Below are 17,260 nucleotides of genomic sequence, written 5' to 3'. Positions count from 1 at the left end.
GTGGCGGCGCGCGGTCCGTTGGATGCGCACTAACCGGACGATCAGACCCATGAAATCCATGAAATTTGCCGCCGCCTGTTCCGTCACCTTGCTGATGGCCGCACTGGCACTGCCAGCCTCGGCGTTCGAGCTGAAGGTGAAGAGCGAAAATCCGCAGCTCAGCGAGGCCGCCATTCGCTCGGCCGTCGGCGCGGTTGCCGGCGAGGTCGGTCAGAACATTCCCGACGACACGAACATCAAGGTCTACGTGTACAGCAAGGCGCTGGACTCGAAGATCACCGGCCAGATGATCTATTTCCATCGCGTGCAGCTGACCAAGGCGGTCAGCGGCGGCGAGCCGTACCCGGTCAGCGCCTGGCTGCCGGTGAAGACCGTGGAGCGCTTCGGCGTCGACGGCCCGGAACAGATTCGCGCGCAGCTCGATGCGGCGCTGCGTGATTTCTTCACCCAGATGAAGTCGATCAGCCCGCAGAAAGGCTTCGAATAAACCAGTAGCAAACCCCTTCGCGGCAGCGCTGACGACCGACTGCGGTATCCGAGCCCTATGCAGATTTACCAGCTGAACCGTCAGGGCGAGGTTCCGAAGCGCATCGATCACGTCGAGCAGCTGCCGGCGGAGGGTTTCATCTGGCTCGATTTCACCCGCAGCGATGCCATCGACTGGCCGATGTGGGCGGAGAAGCTGAGCGGCGAGAAGATCCACGACGCCCATGTCACCGACAGCTTCAACGGTGATCATCCGTCGTACTTCGACGGCACCGAAGACTACGACATGCTGATCTTCCGCGGCCTGACGCCGGAAGCCTGCGAGTCGGCCAGCAATCTGATCGTCACCAAATCGGCGGCGTTCTTCATGTTCGACCGCCTGCTGGTCACCATTCACGCAGCCGAGAACGTGTCGTTCCAGCGCGTGAAGGAGAAGTTCTGCGAGACCAAGCTGCGCTTCCCGTCGACACCGATCGGCCTGGTGCACAGCATTCTCGACATCATGGTCGACCGTTACCTGATGATCGTCGACGAGCTCGAAGACCGGCTCGAAAAACTGCAGGACGCGCTGCTCGATCCGAAAGACCCGTTCGACGACTGGCAGGAGCTGCTCAACTACCGCAAGCAGGCGCACCAGTTCGAACTGCTCTGCGAGCACAACCTGCAGACCATCGGCACCTGGCGCCGCCGCATGCGCGTGGAGCTGACCGAGAACCAGCGCGTGCGGCTGGACGATCTGGTCGAGCACCTGACGCGCGTGCAGGTGCATGGCGATGCGCTGCAGAAGGATGTGGAAGTTGCGGTGCAACTCCACTTCGCATCGATGAGTCACCGCACCAACGAGATCGTCCGCACGCTGACCGCGGTGTCGATCGTGTTCTTCCCGCTGACCCTGATCACCGGCCTCTACGGCATGAACTTCGACAACATGCCGGAACTGCACTGGAAGTACGGCTACTTCATGGTGCTGGGCTTGCTGGCGACGCTGGGATCGGGCCTGGTGTTCTGGTTGAAGCGGCGGAAGGTGTTCTGAAGTAGCCAGCCCGGATCAGGCTGCGCTTTGCAGATCTTCCCGAACCCAGCGGCCGATCTCGGCGATCGCCGCTTCCTGCTCGGCGCGCGCTACGCGAACCCGCGTCAGGTACACGGCGATGATGATCGGCTTGCCTGAGGGCGACCACAGCACGCCGACATCGCCGGCGGTGCCGGTGTCGGAAAAGCCGGTGCCGGTCTTGTCGGCCAGCCGCCAGCCCGCAGGCAGGCCGGCACGCAAGCGCTTGTCGCTGGTCTTGGTCGCGAGCATCCATTGCGTCAGCTGTTCACGGGATGCCGGCGACAGCTGGTCTTCGAGCAGCAGGCGGCGCAGGTTGGCCGTCATCGCCGCCGGTGTGCTGGTGTCGCGGACATCGCCGGGCAGTGCTTCATTGAGCAGCGGCTCGCCGCGATCGAGGCGGGAATGGGCGTCGCCGATCGAGCGCATGTAGCGGTTCCACTCGGGAATGCCGCCGGTTTCACGCAGGATCAGATTGGCTGCCGTGTTGTCGCTTTCGGTGATCGCGGCATCGCAAAGCTCGCCGAGGGTCATGCCGTCGCCGCCCAAACGCGGCTCGGTGACCGGCGACCACTCCATCAGCTCCTCGCGGCTGAACTGGATGCGACGGCTCAACTGCTCCTGACCGGCATCGACGCGGCTTAGCACCACGGCCGCCGCCAGCCACTTGAAGGTACTGCACATCGGGAAGCGCTCGTCGGCCTTGTAGCCGACCGTCCTTCCGCTGCCGACTTCGATGCAGTTCATGCCCAACCGCCCACCCAGCTTCGCTTCCAGCGCTTTGCAGCGCGCCTGGAGGCTGTCCAGCTTCCTGAATTTTTTCTGGGCGCTGAGCGGATAGCTGGACGTGGCCAAGGCCAGGCCGGCCAGGAGATTGAAAGTTCTTCTGTCCATGGATTGACCTGTCGGCTGGCTTCAGCCGGCCCGCAGCTCCGCCAGTACCGCCGCCGTCTCCGGCCGCACGCCGCGCCAGCGCTGAAACGCTTCGGCGGCCTGTTCGACGAGCATGCCGAGGCCGTCGGATAGTTTCGCTGTGCCTTCTGCCTTGGCCCAGGCCAGGAACGGCTCGGAGGCCGGCCCGTAGTTCAGGTCATAGGCGATGGCGCCCGGCGCGAACAGGCCCGGCGGCAGGCGTGGCACCGCGCCCTGATGGCCGGCGCTGGTGGCGTTCAGGACGACATCGAACTGATCGCCCTTCAGTGACAGATGAGTGCGCGGCACGATGTTGCCGAGCGGCTTCATCGCCGCGGCGATCTCTTCCGGCTTCCACGGATTGCGGTTGGAGATGGCCAGGATCGACGGTGCTTCAGCGAGCAGCGGCGCAAGGATGCCGCGCGCAGCACCGCCGGCGCCGAGCACCAGTACGCGCTTGCCCTTGACCACGACGCCGAGGTTGGCGACCAGATCGCGGACCAGGCCAGCGCCGTCGGTGTTGTCGCCCTGCCAGCCGGTTGCGGTGCGGATCAGCGTATTGACCGCGCCGGCCTGCTCGGCGGCGTCAGTCCGGCTTTCGCACAGGGCAACGGCGGCGGTCTTGTGCGGCAGGGTCAGGTTGAAACCCTGCCAGCCTTCGCCGTGGAAGCGGCTCAGCGAAGGGCCAAGCTCATCCGGGGCGATTTCGTAAGCCTCGTACAGCAGCTTCTGGCTCAGGCTTGTGGCGAACGCGGCGTGGATGCGCGGCGACTTCGAGTGCGCGACCGGCTGGCCGAGCACCCCGTAACGGCTGACTTCACGATCGACGTTGGACATCAAGCGTCCTTCAGCCACTGTGCCGCCTGCTTCGAGAAATAGCTCAGCACCATGTCGGCACCGGCACGACGGAAACAGAGCAGCGATTCCATCACCACCTTCTTCTCATCGAGCCAGCCATTCTGGGCCGCAGCCTTGAGCATCGCGTACTCGCCGCTGACCTGATACGCGGCGACCGGCACGCCGTATTCGTCCTTGATGCGGCGGATGATGTCGAGATACGGCATGCCCGGCTTGACCATGACGATGTCCGCGCCTTCGGCGATGTCCAGGCCGACTTCACGCAGCGCTTCGTCGCTGTTCGCCGGGTCCATCTGGTAGGTGCGCTTGTCGCCCTTTAGCGCCGTGGCGGTGCCGACGGCATCGCGGAACGGGCCGTAGAAGGCGCTCGCGTACTTGGCGGCGTAGCTGAGGATCATCGTGTTGTGGCGCATGTCGCGCTCCAGCACTGAGCGAATGGCGCCGACCCGGCCGTCCATCATGTCGCTCGGCGCCAGCACGTCGGCACCGGCACGAGCCAGCACCACGGCCTGCTTGCGCAGCGCTTCCAAGGTGATGTCGTTGGCGACGTAACCGGCTTCGTCGAGGATGCCGTCGTGGCCGTGGCTGGTGTACGGGTCGAGCGCGATGTCGACGATCACGCCGAGGCCCGGGCAGGCTTCCTTGACGCGGGCGATGGCGCGCGGGATCAGGCCGTCCGGGTTCAGCGATTCGCTGCCGAATTCATTCTTCAGCGCCGGCGGAATGACCGGGAACATCGCCACCGCGCTGATGCCGAGCGCGGCCAGCTCGCGGCATTCGGCGACCAGCTCGTCGAGATTGCGGCGCACTTGACCGGGCATCGAGGTGATCGGCCCGCGCAGATCGCCTTCGGCGACGAACAGCGGCTGGATCAACTGGCCGGCGGCCAGACGCGTTTCGCGGCTCAGCTCGCGGGAAAAGGCGGCGGCACGCAGGCGGCGCGGACGAGTAGCGGGATAGGCACTGTGGACCACGGCAGTCTCGCAAGCTGGGGAGGCGGGATTATAGTCGCCGGCCATCGCGATCAGCCTGAGCCCTGCTTGGCAAGGCTCATCGACACTTGCACCAGCACGTCACCCGTTGCGCCAGAACGGCGCACGAGCTTGTTATGCTCGGCGAATGTCACCCCTCCGCTTCTTCAGGTCCGAAGTCTGATGAGTTCCGCCAACGCCGATCCAGAACGCCTGATCCGCCTGCTCGCGGAAACCGGCGCCGGCAACCAGCGCGCCTTTGCGCAGCTCTACCAGGCTTGCAGCTCGCATCTGTACGCCTTGCTGCTGCGTATGTTGAAACGTCGGGATTGGGCCGATGAAGCCTTGCAGGATTGTTTCTTGCGGGTTTGGCAGAAAGCCGACACCTACGCACCCGAGAAGGGCGCGCCGTTGACCTGGCTGCTGACCGTCGCGCGTTATCGCGCACTGGACCTGCTGCGCATGAAGCGGCCGGAAGTCGAGATGCCGGAGGAAGGTGAAGAAGCTCCCATGACCTTCGCCGATCTTGGACAAAGTCCCGAGGACGGGGCCGTGGAGCGGGAAGGAATGGGCAAGTTGCACGAGTGCATGAAGGACCTGCAGGACGAACAGAAGCGCAGCGTGCTGCTGGCTTACTACGAGGGCTATACGCATCAGGAACTGGCGCGGCAGATGAACGCGCCACTGGGTACGGTGAAGAGCTGGGTGCGCCGCGGTCTGTCGCGCCTTCGTGAATGTCTGGATCGGTGAGCAACGGCAAGCCATGAAGTACGACAACGCCAAGCTGCGCCAGATGCTCGCTGCCGAGTACGTGCTCGGCACGCTGCGCGGTCGCGCCCGCCGCCGTTTCGAGCGCCTCGCAAGCGCCGATGCCGCCACGCGCGCCGAAATCCGTTTCTGGGAAACGCGCCTCGCCGGTCTCGCAGCCAACCTCGCGCCGCAGACGCCGCCGCCGGCGATCTGGCAGAACCTCGAACAGCAGATCGGCCTCGAACGGCCGAGCACCGTGACGCCGATCCGCACGCCGGCCCCGGCGCCAAGCAAGATGCCGACACGCGCCGCCAATGACAGCCCGCCACCCGCGCCGCTGTGGCGCATCTTCGCCGGCCTTGCCACCGCTGCAGCCGTCGTCATCGCCGTGCTGATCGGCACCCGCGTGCCGCTGCCGGGAACGGCTCCCGTGCCGGTTGCCGCCGCCCCCGCCACGCCGGAGCCGACGCAGCTTGCGTCGACGGTCTACGTGTCGCTGCTGAAGCTGCCGGAATCGACGATGCAGTGGACGCTCAGCGTCCACCCGGAAGCTGATGAAGTGAAGGCGGTGGCCAGCGGCGAGTATCCGAAGCTGGGCGAGCACAGCCTGGAGCTGTGGCTGATCACCGACGCCGGCCCGGTGTCGCTCGGCCTGCTGCCAACCACTGGCAGCGGCACCATGAAGATGCCGGCCGGCATCAAGGGCGATCAGCTGACCCTGGCGGTCAGCCTGGAACCGGTCGGTGGTTCGCCGACCGGCCAGCCGACCGGCCCGGTGCTGACTTCGGGACCCGCGATCAAGGCGGTCTGAAGCTCTACAGGCGGTATCGAAGGCGGCGCCCTGGAATTCTCTGGGCGCCGTTTTCGTTTCTGGCCTGCGCTGCCGCTGGCAACCATCGGCGCTGATCGGTACCTTCCCGGTTCGCCAAGAACAAACCGCAACGAAAAACGCCATGACCGAACCCAGACCGAAGACCGCGCTGCTCGCCATCGACCAGGGCACCACCAGCACGCGGGCGATCGTCTTCGATCGGCTGGGCAACAAGCTCGGCGTGTCGCAGTGCGAGCTGCCGCAGTCATTCCCGGATTCCGGCTGGGTTGAACACGACGCTTCCCGCATCTGGACCGATACCCTGGCCTGCGCCAAGGGCGCGCTCGCCGAGGCCGGGCTTCCGGCCAGCGATCTCGCCGCGATCGGCATCACCAACCAGCGCGAAACCACGGTGGTCTGGGATCGCAAGACCGGCGAGCCGATCCACCCGGCGATCGTCTGGCAGGACCGCCGCACCGCCACCTTCTGCGACGAGAACAGTGCGGCCTTCCTCGAGCAGAAGCTGAACATCAGCACCGGCCTGCTGCTCGATCCGTATTTCTCGGCAACCAAGATCGCCTGGATGCTCGACCACGTCGACGGCGCCCGTGCCCGCGCCGAAGCCGGCGAGCTGGCCTTCGGCACCATCGACTGCTGGCTGCTCTGGAAGCTGACCGGCGGCAAGGTGCACGCCACCGACGCCACCAACGCCTCGCGCACCCTGCTCTACAACCTGCACACCGCGGACTGGGACGACCAGCTGCTGGCCTTCTTCAAGCTGCCGCGCTCGCTGCTGCCCGAGGTGCGCGATTCAGCCGCCGACTACGGCCAGACCGACGCCGAATTACTGGGCAGCGCGGTGACCATCGGCGCGCTGGTCGGCGATCAGCAGGCGGCCACCGTCGGCCAGGCCTGCTTCCAGCCCGGCATGATCAAGAGCACTTACGGCACCGGCTGCTTCGTGGTGCTGAACACCGGCGACAAGGCGGTGCAGTCCGAACACCGTTTGCTGAGCACGGTCGGCTACCGTCTGAAGGGCGAAACGACCCACGCGCTGGAAGGTTCGATCTTCGTTGCTGGCGCCGCCGTGCAATGGCTGCGCGACGCCGTGCACCTGATCGGCTCCGCTGCCGAAACCGAAGCGCTGGCGAAGACCATCCCGGACACCCAGGGCGTCTATCTGGTGCCGGCCTTCACCGGCCTCGGCGCGCCCTACTGGGACCCGCGCGCGCGCGGCGCGATCCTCGGCCTGACTCGCGATTCCGGCATCGCCCACATCGTTCGCGCCGCACTGGAATCGGTCTGCTACCAGACCCGCGATCTGCTCGATGCGATGGCCAAGGACGCGATCGCGCCGACCGAACTGCGAGTCGACGGCGGCATGGCGGTCAACGACTGGCTGATGCAGTTTCTTGCCGACATCGTCCGGGTCACGGTGGTCCGTCCGCAGACGGTGGAAACCACGGCGCTCGGCGCCGCCCTGCTCGCCGGCCTTACTTCCGGGGTCTACGAGTCGCTGGACGAGATCGCAGCACTTTGGCGCGCCGATGCCCGCTTCGAGCCGCAGATGGACGCCAAGCGCGCCGACGCGCTGTACGCCGGCTGGGTGGCCGCCGTGGCGCGGACGCGCTCGGCGGCGGCCTGATCTTCAAGCAGCGCGGGCTGTCTGCTTGAGCAGGCTTTCGGCCGGAATGCCGAGACTGGCGTGCAGGCCGGTGATCATCCGCAAGGTCAGCGGCCGCGTCCGGTTCAGCACTTCATAAACACGGTTCCTGGCACCAATGACCGGTACCAGATCATCGATGCTCAAGCCCTGCTGTTCCATCTGGAACTTGATCGCGTCCACGGCGTCCGGCAGCTCCATCGGGAAGTGTTTGCGCTCCCAAGCTTCCACCAGGGTCACCATGACGTCCAGCCGCTCGCCCTCGGGCGAATTCGCTTCGGCACTCATCAAGGACTCGATGCCCTGCAGGGCGCTGCGGTAATCGGCGTCGGTACGGATGGGCTTGATGTTCATGGCGATCTCAGATGGTCTGTACGTCGATCTGATCGTATTGCCGGTGAGTACCGACGAAACGGATGTAAACGACGCGATAGGGGTAATTGATCCAGACGACGATGCGGTATTTGTTGCCAGCAATGTTGAAGACCACGCGACCATCGCGAAGGATGCTGGCGGTACCGAAATCCGCCTTCACGTCGCCCGGCTGTGCCCAATCGGCTTTCTGCAGCAGCCGATACCAGGCAAGCGCCGGGGCCTCGGCATCGCGATATTCAGGACGTTCGACCCAGAAAGCTTTCAAGGTCGACAGCGCGATCACTCTCATCGCGGCAATTTAGTCCCGAATTGGGACTATTTCAAGTGCCGGACTTCACTCTCGACACGATGCGTCGCTGCATCCCGTTCTCGGTAAAGAACTGGACGATTTCCGGCAGCATCCGCTCCGGCTTGGTGCGCAGTTCGAGGATCGATCGGGCTTCGATGAACTTGGCGTTCGGCAGCTGCCGGGCGAGTGCCGCGGCATCGTCGAACGGGTGCAGGAAATCGCCGGTGTGGCCGATGATCAGGGTCGGCATGGTCATCGCGCGGCGGGCGGCGATCTCGGGCACCACCGGGCCAACGAGGATGCCGTGCAGCACCGCGCCCAGTTCTTCCGGCGCCATCGACAGCAGGTTCATCAGGCTGATGCCGGTGTTGTTTTTCGGCCGCGGCATCGCTCGCCAGAACTTGGCCCACAGACGCACCAGCGGTTTGGCGCGGCGCACGGTGACCAGCAGCGGCGCGAACAGGATCGCCGCCGACGGCGTTGCCCATTCCATCACCGGCATCTCGATGAACAGCGCGCGCACCCGGTTCGGCGCCAGTGCGGCGACGTGCAGGCTGACATCGGCACCGAGCGACAAACCACCGATCACGGCCTGGCGCACCTGCAGATGATCGAGCAGGGCGATGACCTGCTTGGCGTAGAGATCGAAGCGGTGCAGGGTCGGATCATGCGGCCGGTCGCTGCGGCCATGGCCGAGTAGATCGAGCAGCACCACGCGGAAGCCGGCATTAGCCAGCGCGCAGCCGAGATCGCGGTTGACGTGGGCATCGAGCAGCAGGCCGTGCAGCAGCACCACAGTCTGCGGGCCGGCGCCGTGCACCTCGTAGGACAGGCGATGTTCGCCGTACTCGAAATGGCGCAGTTCGTAGATCACATCAGGCTCCGGCAGGACGGGCGCAGGTCGCGCCGCATTACTGTAACGCCCGCGCAACGATGTCTGCGATTGCTGCGCTTTGCACCGTTGGCGCTCGGTTGCGCAGTGCAACAAGCGGGGTTAAGTTGCCGGCCGTGAACACCGCACCCCCGAACATGACCTCCGCCTTGGCATGAAGATCGTGATCCTGGGTGCCGGCCAGGTCGGTTCGACACTGGCCGAGAACCTGGCCCGTGAAGCGAACGACATCACCGTCGTCGATGCCAGCCGTGCGGCGCTGAACGCACTCCAGGAACGCCTGGATATCCGCACCGTGCTGGGCCATGCCTCGCACCCGGATACCCTGCGCCGCGCCGGCGTCAACGATGCCGACATGATCATCGCGGTCACCGACAGCGACGAGACCAACATGCTCGCCTGCCGGATCAGCCAGACGCTGTTCCATACGCCGACCAAGATCGCCCGGGTTCGCGCCGCCGAATATCTGAACGAGGAAGACCGGCTGTTCCTGCCCGATGCGCTGAGCGTCGACATGCGGATCAGCCCCGAGCAGCTGGTCACCGAAGCGATCCTGCGGCTGATCGAGTATCCGGGTGCGCTGCAGGTGGTCGATTTCGCTGACGGAAAGGTGCAGCTGGTCGGCGTGCGCGCCTATTACGGCGGGCCGCTGGTCGGCAACGAACTGAAGGAACTGCCGTCGCATCTGCCGGCCGGCGTCGATGCCCGCGTGGCGGCGATCTACCGGCGCGGCAAGCCGATCATCCCCGAAGGATCGACGATCATCGAGGCCGACGACGAAGTGTTCTTCGTCGGCGCCAAGGTGCACATCCCGAAGATCATGGCCGAGCTGCGCAAGGCCGATCGCCCGGTGAAGCGGGTGATGCTCGCTGGCGGCGGCAACATCGGCATGCGTCTGGCGCGCGCGCTGGAAAAGAAGCTGCAGGTGAAGATCATCGAGCGCAACAGCGAACGCGCGCGTTATCTGTCCGAGCAGCTGAACCACGTCGTGGTGCTGGCCGGTGATGCCGCCAACGAGGCGCTGCTCGAAGAAGAGAACATCGAGGACACCGACGTCTTCTGTGCGGTCACCAATGACGACGAAGCGAACATCCTGTCGGCAATGCTGGCCAAGCGGCTTGGTGCACGGCGGGTGCTGTCGCTGATCAACCGGCTGGCTTACGTCGATCTGGTGGAAGGCGGGGCGATCGATATCGCCGTATCGCCACAGCAGGCCACGGTGTCAGCGCTGCTCGCCCACGTGCGGCGCGGCGATGTCGCCAAGGTGCATTCCCTGCGTCGCGGCGCTGCGGAAGCGATCGAAGCGGTGGCGCATGGCGATCGCCACAATTCGAAGGTGGTCGGCCGCCGGCTCGACGAGGTCAAGCTGCCGCCGGGCACCACGATCGGCGCGATCGTCCGCGGTGACGCGGTGATCATTGCCCATCGCGACGTGGTCATCGAAGCCGAGGATCACGTGATCCTGTTCATCGTCGACAAGCGCCGGACCAAGGATGTGGAGAAACTCTTTCAGGTCGGCCTGACGTTCATCTGAACGCCGCCGGCGGCGCTAATCGCGCCAGAAGGTCGGCGTCAGCAGCACCACGAGCACGAACACTTCGAGACGGCCGATCAGCATCGCCGCGGTGCAGATCCAGGTCTGGAAATCGCTCAGCGGTTGGTAACTGCCTGCCGGGCCGACGATGCCGATCCCGGGACCCATATTGTTGATCGATGCCAGCACGGCGCTGAACGAAGTCGGCAGATCCAGACCGGACAGCACCAGCAGCATGCTCAAAGTCACGATGCTGATCGTGTACAGATGGATGAAGCCGAATACCGACAGCACGGTGCGATCGGCGATCACCTGGCCGCCGACCTTCAGGGTCGATACCGAGCTCGGATGCACCAGGCTGGTCAGTTCGCGCGCGCTCTGCTTGAACAGGATCAGCAGGCGGATCATCTTGATGCCGCCGCCGGTCGATCCGGCAGAGCTCAGCACACAGGACAGCATCAGCATCCACAGGCTGGCGAAGACCGGCCACTGGCCGAAGTCGGTACTTGCCAGACCGCAGGTCAGGCCCACCGACACGACGTTGAAGAACGCGTGGCGCAGCGCCGTCCAGTAGCTGGGGTAGGAACCGAGCAGCCAGACATAAAGCGCCAGGCCAAAGCTGCTGATCACGACCAGTAGCAACATGGTGCGGATTTCGGCATCGCGCAGATACGGCCGTAACGAACGGCCTCTCCAGCAGACGAAATGGGTCGCGAAGTTGACGCCGGCAAGCAGCATGAAAATCGCGGCGATCGCTTCGATCAACGGCGAATTGAAATAGCCGATGCTGGCGTCGTGAGTCGAAAAGCCGCCGAGCGACAGCACCGAGAACGAGTGGCAGACGGCATCGAACCAGCTCATGCCGGCCACGCGGAAGGCGAACACGCAGGCCACCGTCAGGCCGGTGTAGATCAGCCAGATCGAGCGCGCCGTCTGCACGAAGCGCGGCGTCAGCTTGGAATCCTTGATCGGGCCGGTGGCTTCAGCGCGGTAGACCTGCATGCCGCCGACGCCGAGCAGCGGCAGCACCGCCATCGCCAGGCCGATGATGCCGAGGCCGCCGAGCCAGGTCAGCTCGTGCCGCCACAGGTTGTGAGCATGGGGCAAGTGATCGAGACCGGTGATCACCGTGGCGCCGGTGGTAGTGACGCCGGACATGGTCTCGAAGTAGGCATCGGTGAACGACATGCCGAGCCCGAGGATCATCGGCACCGTGGCCGTGGCCGCGACCAGCATCCAGATCAGCGCCACCAGCAGGAAACCGTCGCGCGATTTCAGTTCCCGGCGATGCCAGCGGCCGACGATCCACATCACGAAACCGACCGCGAAATTGATCGCGGCACCCGCCACGAACGGCGGCAGCGCGCCTTCGTCGAAATACAGCGACACCCCGATCGGCGGCAGGAAAGCCACCGAAAATGCCATCAGCAGAATGCCGAGCGGCCGGATGACGTGGAGCAGATCCTTCAGCAAGGCTAGCGGTCGGCAGCGGGGGACAGCCGCAGTTTACAACGGGTGCCGCGCGGCTCCGCCTAGCAGCGGCTTTCCGTAAACTGCGCGGCGACCGCCCGACCATCGCCGCTTATGTCCGTCTTCACCAAAGTCAGCCACGCCGAACTCGAAGCCTTCCTGCACCAGTACGATCTGGGCACGCTGCTCGGCTTCACTGGCATCGGCGAGGGCATCGAGAACACCAATTATTTCGTCGACACCAGCCGCAGTCGCTGGGTACTGACCCTGTTCGAGCGCCTGAACTACGACGATCTGCCGTTCTTCCTCGGCCTGATGGAACACCTGGCGCGCCACGGTTATCCGAGCGCCCTGCCGGTGGCCGACAACAATGGCCAGACGCTGAAGGCGCTGAACGGCAAGCCGGCCGCGCTGGTCGCCAGGCTCACCGGCCAGAGCGTGCTGTTTCCGTCGCTGGCGCAGTGCGCAGCCGTCGGCCATGCGCTGGGCGAACTGCACAAGCTCACCGCCAGCTACACCGGCACCTGCTTCAACGCGCGCGGTGTTGAATGGCGTCGCAAGACCGGCGAAACCCTGCTGCCGCATGTTGCCGACGACGCCCGTGCACTGATCGCCGATGAACTCGAAGCGCAGTCCCGTCTCGATCTCGCCGCCCTGCCACAAGGCGTGATCCACGCCGACCTGTTCAAGGACAACGTGCTGTTCGTCGACGAGCGCCTGACCGGCGTCATCGACTTCTACTACGCCTGCAACGACGCCCTGCTCTACGACCTGGCCGTGACCTTGAACGACTGGTGCGCCGAGCCTGATGGCAGCCTCGACCGTGCCCATGCGGCGGCGCTGCTATCCGCCTATCGCGCCTGCCGACCGCCGACCGCCGCGGAAACCAAAGCCTGGCCGCTGGTGCTGCGCGCCGCCGCGTTCCGCTTCTACCTGTCCCGCCTGTACGACTGGACCTTCCCCCGCGAAGGCGACCTCGTCCACATCAAGGACCCGGAGCCGTATCGGCGGATTCTCGAGCATCACCGTGGGCAGACGTCGCCGACGCTATAGGCGCCGCGCTCAGCAGCAACGCGGATTCGCCGCACTCCCATAGCGCGCGTCCTGCCGCTCGCGAAAGAACTCGGCATAGCTCATCACCGGTTCGCCCGGATGCGTGGTTTCGCGGTGCCGGACATAGGTTGCGTAGTCCGGCACGCCGACCGCCAGATTGGCGGTCTCGGCCGCCTTCTTCCACGCGGCATGCAGCCGCGCGATCAGGCTGGAATCGGGCGCTTCAGGCCGCGGCCGGCGCATCGTCGATCGACACGTAAGGCGCTTCGATTGCCGTCGGCACGCGGCTGCGCCAGCTGGCGATTGCGGTGCGCACGGCGAGCACGAAGACGATCACCACCACCGACATGAACAGCAGCGCCAGGCCGGCGTCGATGCGATCGTTGAGGACGATCTGCTGCATCTGGCCGATCGACTTGGCCGGCGCCAGCAGTTCGCCCTTGGCCAGCGCGCTGCCGAACTTGTCGGCATGGGCGAGGAAGCCGATGCGCGGGTTGGCCGAGAACACTTTCAGCCAGCCGGCCGTCAGGGTGCAGATCAGCAGCCAGACCATCGGCACGGCGACGATCCAGACATAGCGCTCGCGCTTCATCTTGATCAGCACCACGGTGGCGAAGATCAGGGCGATGCCGGCGAGCATCTGGTTGGCGATGCCGAACAGCGGCCACAGCGAGTTGATGCCGCCGAGCGGATCGGTGACGCCCTGGTACAGGAACCAGCCCCAGCCAGACACGCAGATCGTGGTCGCCACGCCGTTGGCCAGCCAGCTGCGGGTGTTCTTCATCGGCGCGTACGCGCTGCCGATGAAGTCCTGGATCATGAAGCGACCGATGCGGGTACCGGCGTCGATCGTGGTCAGGATGAACAGCGCTTCGAACAGGATCGCGTAGTGGTACCAGAAGGCCATCGAGGCGATCCCCGGCACCAGGTGATGAAGGATCTGCGCCATGCCCACGGCGAGCGTCGGCGCGCCACCGGCGCGGGACAGGATGGTGGTTTCGCCGATGTCCTTCGCGGTCTGCGTCAGCAGATCCGGCGTGACCACGAAGCCCCAGTTGGCGATTGCCGTCGCAGCGGATTCCGCCGTGGTGCCCAGCACCGCAGCGGGTGTATTCATCGCGAAATAGATGCCGGGTTCGAGGATGCAGGCGGCGGTCAGCGCCATGACCGCGACGGCCGCTTCCATCAGCATGCTGCCGTAGCCGATCGGCCTGGCGTGGCTCTCGCTGGCGAGCATCTTCGGCGTGGTGCCGCTGGACACCATGGCGTGGAAACCGCTGACTGCGCCGCAGGCGATGGTGATGAACAGGAACGGGAACATCGGCCCGGCCCAGACCGGCCCGCTGCCGTCGATGAAGCGGGTGACCGCCGGCATCTTCAGTTCGGGGGCGGAGATCAGGATCGCCACTGCGAGCACGGCGATGGTGCCGATCTTCAGGAAGGTGGACAGGTAATCGCGCGGCGCCAGCAGCAGCCAGACCGGCAGCACCGAAGCGGCGAAGCCGTAGCCGATCAGCATCCAGGCCAGGGTCTTGCCGTCATGGGTGAACGCCGCCGCCCAGGCTGGATCAGCCGCCACCTGGCCGCCAAGCAGCACGGAAGCGATCAGCAGCGCCACGCCAATCAAGGACACCTCGCCAACCTTGCCGGGCCGCAGGTATCGGGAATAAACGCCCATGAACAGCGCGATCGGAATTGTCGCCGCCACCGTGAACAGGCCCCAGGGGCTCTCACTCAGCGCCTTGACCACGATCAGCGCGAGAACGGCGATCAACATGATGGTGATCATCAGGATGCCGCCCATCACCACACCGCCAGCCACCGGCCCGAGCTCGGTGCGGATCATGTCGCCGAGGCCGCGGGCATCGCGGCGCGTCGAGAAGAACAGGATGACGAAATCCTGCACCGCGCCAGCGAACACCACGCCGACCAGAATCCACAAGGTGCCGGGCAGGTAACCCATCTGTGCTGCGAGCACAGGGCCGACCAGCGGGCCGGCGCCCGCGATGGCGGCGAAGTGATGGCCGAACAGCACGGTGCGATCGGTCGGCACGTAATCCAGACCGTCGTTGCGCAGCACCGCCGGCGTGGCGCGTCTCGGATCGATCTTCAGCGCCACATCGGCGAGGTAGCGGCTGTAGAAGCGGTAACTGAGCACGAACACCGAACCGCTGGCCGCGATCAGCCACATCGCATTGATGGTTTCGCCGCGCCGCAAGGCGACCACCGCCAGACAGGCCGCGCCGAAGATCGACAGCGCCGTCCAGCCAACGCGGCTTGCAAGGGTGTTCATCGTGGGATTGTTGCGGAATCCATGGAGGGCTTGCCCGGGACGGGCGCGGCTCGCGCGCAAGATTCGGCGGTGCGCCTCACCGGGTCAAGCGCCGATCGTCCGCAGCCGGAGATCAGGATGGCAGCGCGTAGCTGCCGGTGACATGGGCGACCAGGGTGTCGTCGCCCTCGCTCTTGATCAGCACCTCGACGACCGCCAGACGCCGGCCCAGTTTCAGGATACGGCCTTCGGCGACCACATCGACCGGCCGCGGCCGGCTCAGGAAGTTGATGGTAAGACTTGAGGTGACCGCCATCACCTGATCGCCGATGTGGGCGAGGATCACCGCGTACATTGCGGAATCTGCCGCCAGCATCAGCACCGGCCCGGCAATGGTGCCGCCCGGACGGATCATCCAGTCGCGGAACGGAATCCGGATCGTCGCCGACCCCGGCTTCACCTCGGTAACCGCCATCTGCGCGAACGAAGACATCGGCAGGCCGTCGGAGATGATGCGTTCGACCTCGGCGGCGTCGAGCACCGGTTGCAGCGGACGGCTCATCGGATGATCACGGGGTACTTACTGGCAGTTGGCGGTTCCTGGCAGGCAAGTATTGACGATCGACGGCCGCTGCGTGGTGATGCTGTCAACGGTCACTGCAGCTTCACCGAGGCTGACGCCGAGTGTCGTCAGCAGCGGATCGAGGATGGTGTCGAGCAGCATTGTCACCGGACTCAAGATCAGTGCCAACAGCCCACCTGCGTTGACAGGCAGAAACAGTATCTGGATGTTCAGGTTGCTGGACAGCAGCGAGGTGATCAGCGTGGTCAGGTTGCCGCTGCTGGAAAGCGCTGGCAGCGGCGCAGGAAAGGTTGGACCGCTTGCTGTCTGCGCCGGGTGCGTCGTGCCGAACAAATCGCTGCTGTTCGCGGTGGCATTGATGCGGACAATCCCGAGCACATTGAGCACCGAACCGGTTGATGGATCCTGCGGAGGATTCGCGGTTGCCGAACCGCTAAAGGTCCCGACTTTTCCGGTGATCGTGGCTGTCGTGGTCTGGATTGTCGCGAGCGGCTGCGGGTTGCTGACCGACGGGCACTGCACAGTCAGCAGTTCGGCAAGGCCGTTGCCGACGTCGACATCCAGTGCCAGTCGGATCAGCGGCAGCGTCAGCACCGACAGGTTGATCCGGGTCTGCAGCCGGACCTGCGAGGACTGCGCGGTGGTGTACGGCGTGTTCGTCGAGTCGAGACCCGGCCGGCCGGGCGGATTAGAAGTCTGCTCCGGCTCGATCACCTTCAGGAAAACGCCGATGCCGGCAAGTCCCGGGATGTTGACCGTCACCGGCAACTGGATCGATGCCCTGCCTACAGCCGCGGCCTGACCGAGCGCCGTCAGCAGGCCAAGACCATCGACGAAGGGAATCGTGCCGACAATGCTGGTGACAGCCGGGTTCAAGCTGGTTCCGACCGAGTTGAATATCTGCCCGAAAACGTTCTGGATGACCACGGCGTTGTTATAGGACTGTCCGGCTAGGCCTGAGATCAGACCAGCCGCAGTACCGGAGGTCGCATCGCCAGTTGTCGCCAAGGCTGCGCTGATGATGCTCAGTGCTTGCGGTGCCGTAAGGTCCAGCGCCAGCAGATCGTTCAGCGAATTGACGCCCGCAGCGAGCGCCAGATTGCCGAGCGTCACCCTGGCAGCAGCTATCCCCTGATAGCCAACGGCTGTCAGATTGACACTGGTGCCCAACAAGCCAGATAGCAGGCTGTTCAGCGCGCCTTGGTTGAGGTCCACGGTCGTTGTACCGATGCGGAACGATGCGTAAGCCGGTTGTTCGGCGGTGGCCGAGGCGTACAGCATGCCGCCGCC

Annotated in this window: 18 protein-coding genes; 7 read left to right on the top strand and 11 right to left on the bottom strand. The window is 65.2% G+C overall.

What is annotated here, in order from left to right:
- The first annotated feature begins 49 nt into the window (after positions 1–49).
- Complete coding sequence (locus QZY06_RS09100) at positions 50–487, top strand: hypothetical protein (RefSeq protein WP_295683152.1); 438 nt, start codon at positions 50–52, stop codon at positions 485–487.
- Between the two features lie 57 nt (positions 488–544).
- Positions 545–1,519 carry a magnesium transporter CorA family protein gene (locus tag QZY06_RS09095; protein ID WP_295683150.1) on the top strand — a complete coding sequence of 325 codons (975 nt, stop codon included), beginning with the start codon at positions 545–547 and terminating at the stop codon, positions 1,517–1,519.
- 15 nt (positions 1,520–1,534) lie between these two features.
- Here QZY06_RS09095 and bla read toward each other — a convergent pair whose 3' ends face one another.
- Genes bla through hemB form a run of 3 tightly spaced genes read right to left on the bottom strand, consistent with a single transcriptional unit; the run spans position 1,535 to position 4,326 of the window.
- Positions 1,535–2,431 (bottom strand): class A beta-lactamase, encoded by an 897-nt coding sequence (gene bla, locus QZY06_RS09090; RefSeq protein ID WP_295683148.1) that lies wholly within the window; start codon positions 2,429–2,431, stop codon positions 1,535–1,537.
- Between the two features lie 21 nt (positions 2,432–2,452).
- The gene (gene aroE, locus QZY06_RS09085; protein WP_295683146.1) at positions 2,453–3,286 is read right to left on the bottom strand and encodes a shikimate dehydrogenase; all 834 of its coding nucleotides are present in this window, start codon (positions 3,284–3,286) and stop codon (positions 2,453–2,455) included.
- Complete coding sequence (gene hemB / locus QZY06_RS09080; protein WP_295683144.1) at positions 3,286–4,326, bottom strand: porphobilinogen synthase; 1,041 nt, start codon at positions 4,324–4,326, stop codon at positions 3,286–3,288. The genes aroE and hemB overlap by 1 nt, the downstream gene beginning before the upstream one ends.
- Before the next feature lie 21 nt (positions 4,327–4,347).
- Here hemB and QZY06_RS09075 point away from each other — a divergent pair, with 21 nt between their 5' ends.
- The 3 genes from QZY06_RS09075 (at position 4,348) to glpK (ending at position 7,484) form a co-directional block, all read left to right on the top strand.
- Positions 4,348–5,028 (top strand): sigma-70 family RNA polymerase sigma factor, encoded by a 681-nt coding sequence (locus QZY06_RS09075; protein WP_295683142.1) that lies wholly within the window; start codon positions 4,348–4,350, stop codon positions 5,026–5,028.
- 13 nt (positions 5,029–5,041) lie between these two features.
- Positions 5,042–5,839, top strand: coding sequence for an anti-sigma factor (locus tag QZY06_RS09070; RefSeq protein ID WP_295683135.1), 798 nt, complete (start codon positions 5,042–5,044; stop codon positions 5,837–5,839).
- A gap of 142 nt (positions 5,840–5,981) precedes the next feature.
- On the top strand, positions 5,982–7,484 hold the full coding sequence (gene glpK, locus QZY06_RS09065) for a glycerol kinase GlpK (RefSeq protein ID WP_295683132.1): 1,503 nt from the start codon (positions 5,982–5,984) through the stop codon (positions 7,482–7,484).
- A gap of 3 nt (positions 7,485–7,487) precedes the next feature.
- Here glpK and QZY06_RS09060 read toward each other — a convergent pair whose 3' ends face one another.
- From QZY06_RS09060 to QZY06_RS09050, 3 genes are read right to left on the bottom strand one after another with little or no spacing between them, the layout of a single operon-like run.
- Positions 7,488–7,856, bottom strand: coding sequence for a transcriptional regulator (locus QZY06_RS09060; protein WP_295683130.1), 369 nt, complete (start codon positions 7,854–7,856; stop codon positions 7,488–7,490).
- A gap of 7 nt (positions 7,857–7,863) precedes the next feature.
- Complete coding sequence (locus tag QZY06_RS09055; RefSeq protein ID WP_295683127.1) at positions 7,864–8,166, bottom strand: type II toxin-antitoxin system HigB family toxin; 303 nt, start codon at positions 8,164–8,166, stop codon at positions 7,864–7,866.
- Positions 8,167–8,197: 31 nt separating this feature from the next.
- Positions 8,198–9,040 (bottom strand): alpha/beta fold hydrolase, encoded by an 843-nt coding sequence (locus QZY06_RS09050; protein WP_295683122.1) that lies wholly within the window; start codon positions 9,038–9,040, stop codon positions 8,198–8,200.
- A gap of 172 nt (positions 9,041–9,212) precedes the next feature.
- Between QZY06_RS09050 and trkA the strand changes: the two genes are divergently transcribed.
- Positions 9,213–10,592, top strand: coding sequence for a Trk system potassium transporter TrkA (trkA, locus tag QZY06_RS09045; protein ID WP_295683119.1), 1,380 nt, complete (start codon positions 9,213–9,215; stop codon positions 10,590–10,592).
- Between the two features lie 15 nt (positions 10,593–10,607).
- On the opposite strand, the gene QZY06_RS09040 is transcribed toward trkA, so the two are convergent.
- Positions 10,608–12,062: a TrkH family potassium uptake protein gene (locus QZY06_RS09040; RefSeq protein WP_367275600.1), complete on the bottom strand. Its 1,455-nt coding sequence runs from the start codon at positions 12,060–12,062 to the stop codon at positions 10,608–10,610.
- 114 nt (positions 12,063–12,176) lie between these two features.
- Between QZY06_RS09040 and QZY06_RS09035 the strand changes: the two genes are divergently transcribed.
- The gene (locus QZY06_RS09035) at positions 12,177–13,115 is read left to right on the top strand and encodes a homoserine kinase (protein ID WP_295683112.1); all 939 of its coding nucleotides are present in this window, start codon (positions 12,177–12,179) and stop codon (positions 13,113–13,115) included.
- Positions 13,116–13,124: 9 nt separating this feature from the next.
- Here QZY06_RS09035 and QZY06_RS09030 read toward each other — a convergent pair whose 3' ends face one another.
- The 4 genes from QZY06_RS09030 to QZY06_RS09015 form a co-directional block, all read right to left on the bottom strand.
- Positions 13,125–13,358, bottom strand: a complete 234-nt coding sequence (locus QZY06_RS09030; protein ID WP_022976692.1) for a CstA-like transporter-associated (seleno)protein — start codon at positions 13,356–13,358, stop codon at positions 13,125–13,127.
- On the bottom strand, positions 13,339–15,408 hold the full coding sequence (locus QZY06_RS09025) for a carbon starvation CstA family protein (protein WP_367275599.1): 2,070 nt from the start codon (positions 15,406–15,408) through the stop codon (positions 13,339–13,341). Before QZY06_RS09025 ends, QZY06_RS09030 begins: the two co-directional genes overlap by 20 nt.
- A gap of 112 nt (positions 15,409–15,520) precedes the next feature.
- Positions 15,521–15,949 carry a PaaI family thioesterase gene (locus tag QZY06_RS09020; protein WP_295683107.1) on the bottom strand — a complete coding sequence of 143 codons (429 nt, stop codon included), beginning with the start codon at positions 15,947–15,949 and terminating at the stop codon, positions 15,521–15,523.
- An 18-nt stretch (positions 15,950–15,967) separates the two neighbouring features.
- The coding region (locus QZY06_RS09015; RefSeq protein WP_295683104.1) for a hypothetical protein at positions 15,968–17,260 on the bottom strand (1,293 nt) is incomplete at its 5' end.

It is taken from the genome of uncultured Nevskia sp., assembly GCF_903885465.1.
Lineage (GTDB): Bacteria > Pseudomonadota > Gammaproteobacteria > Nevskiales > Nevskiaceae > Nevskia.
Note: the sequence above shows the minus strand (reverse complement) of the source record. Positions and strands in the feature narration are given on the sequence as shown.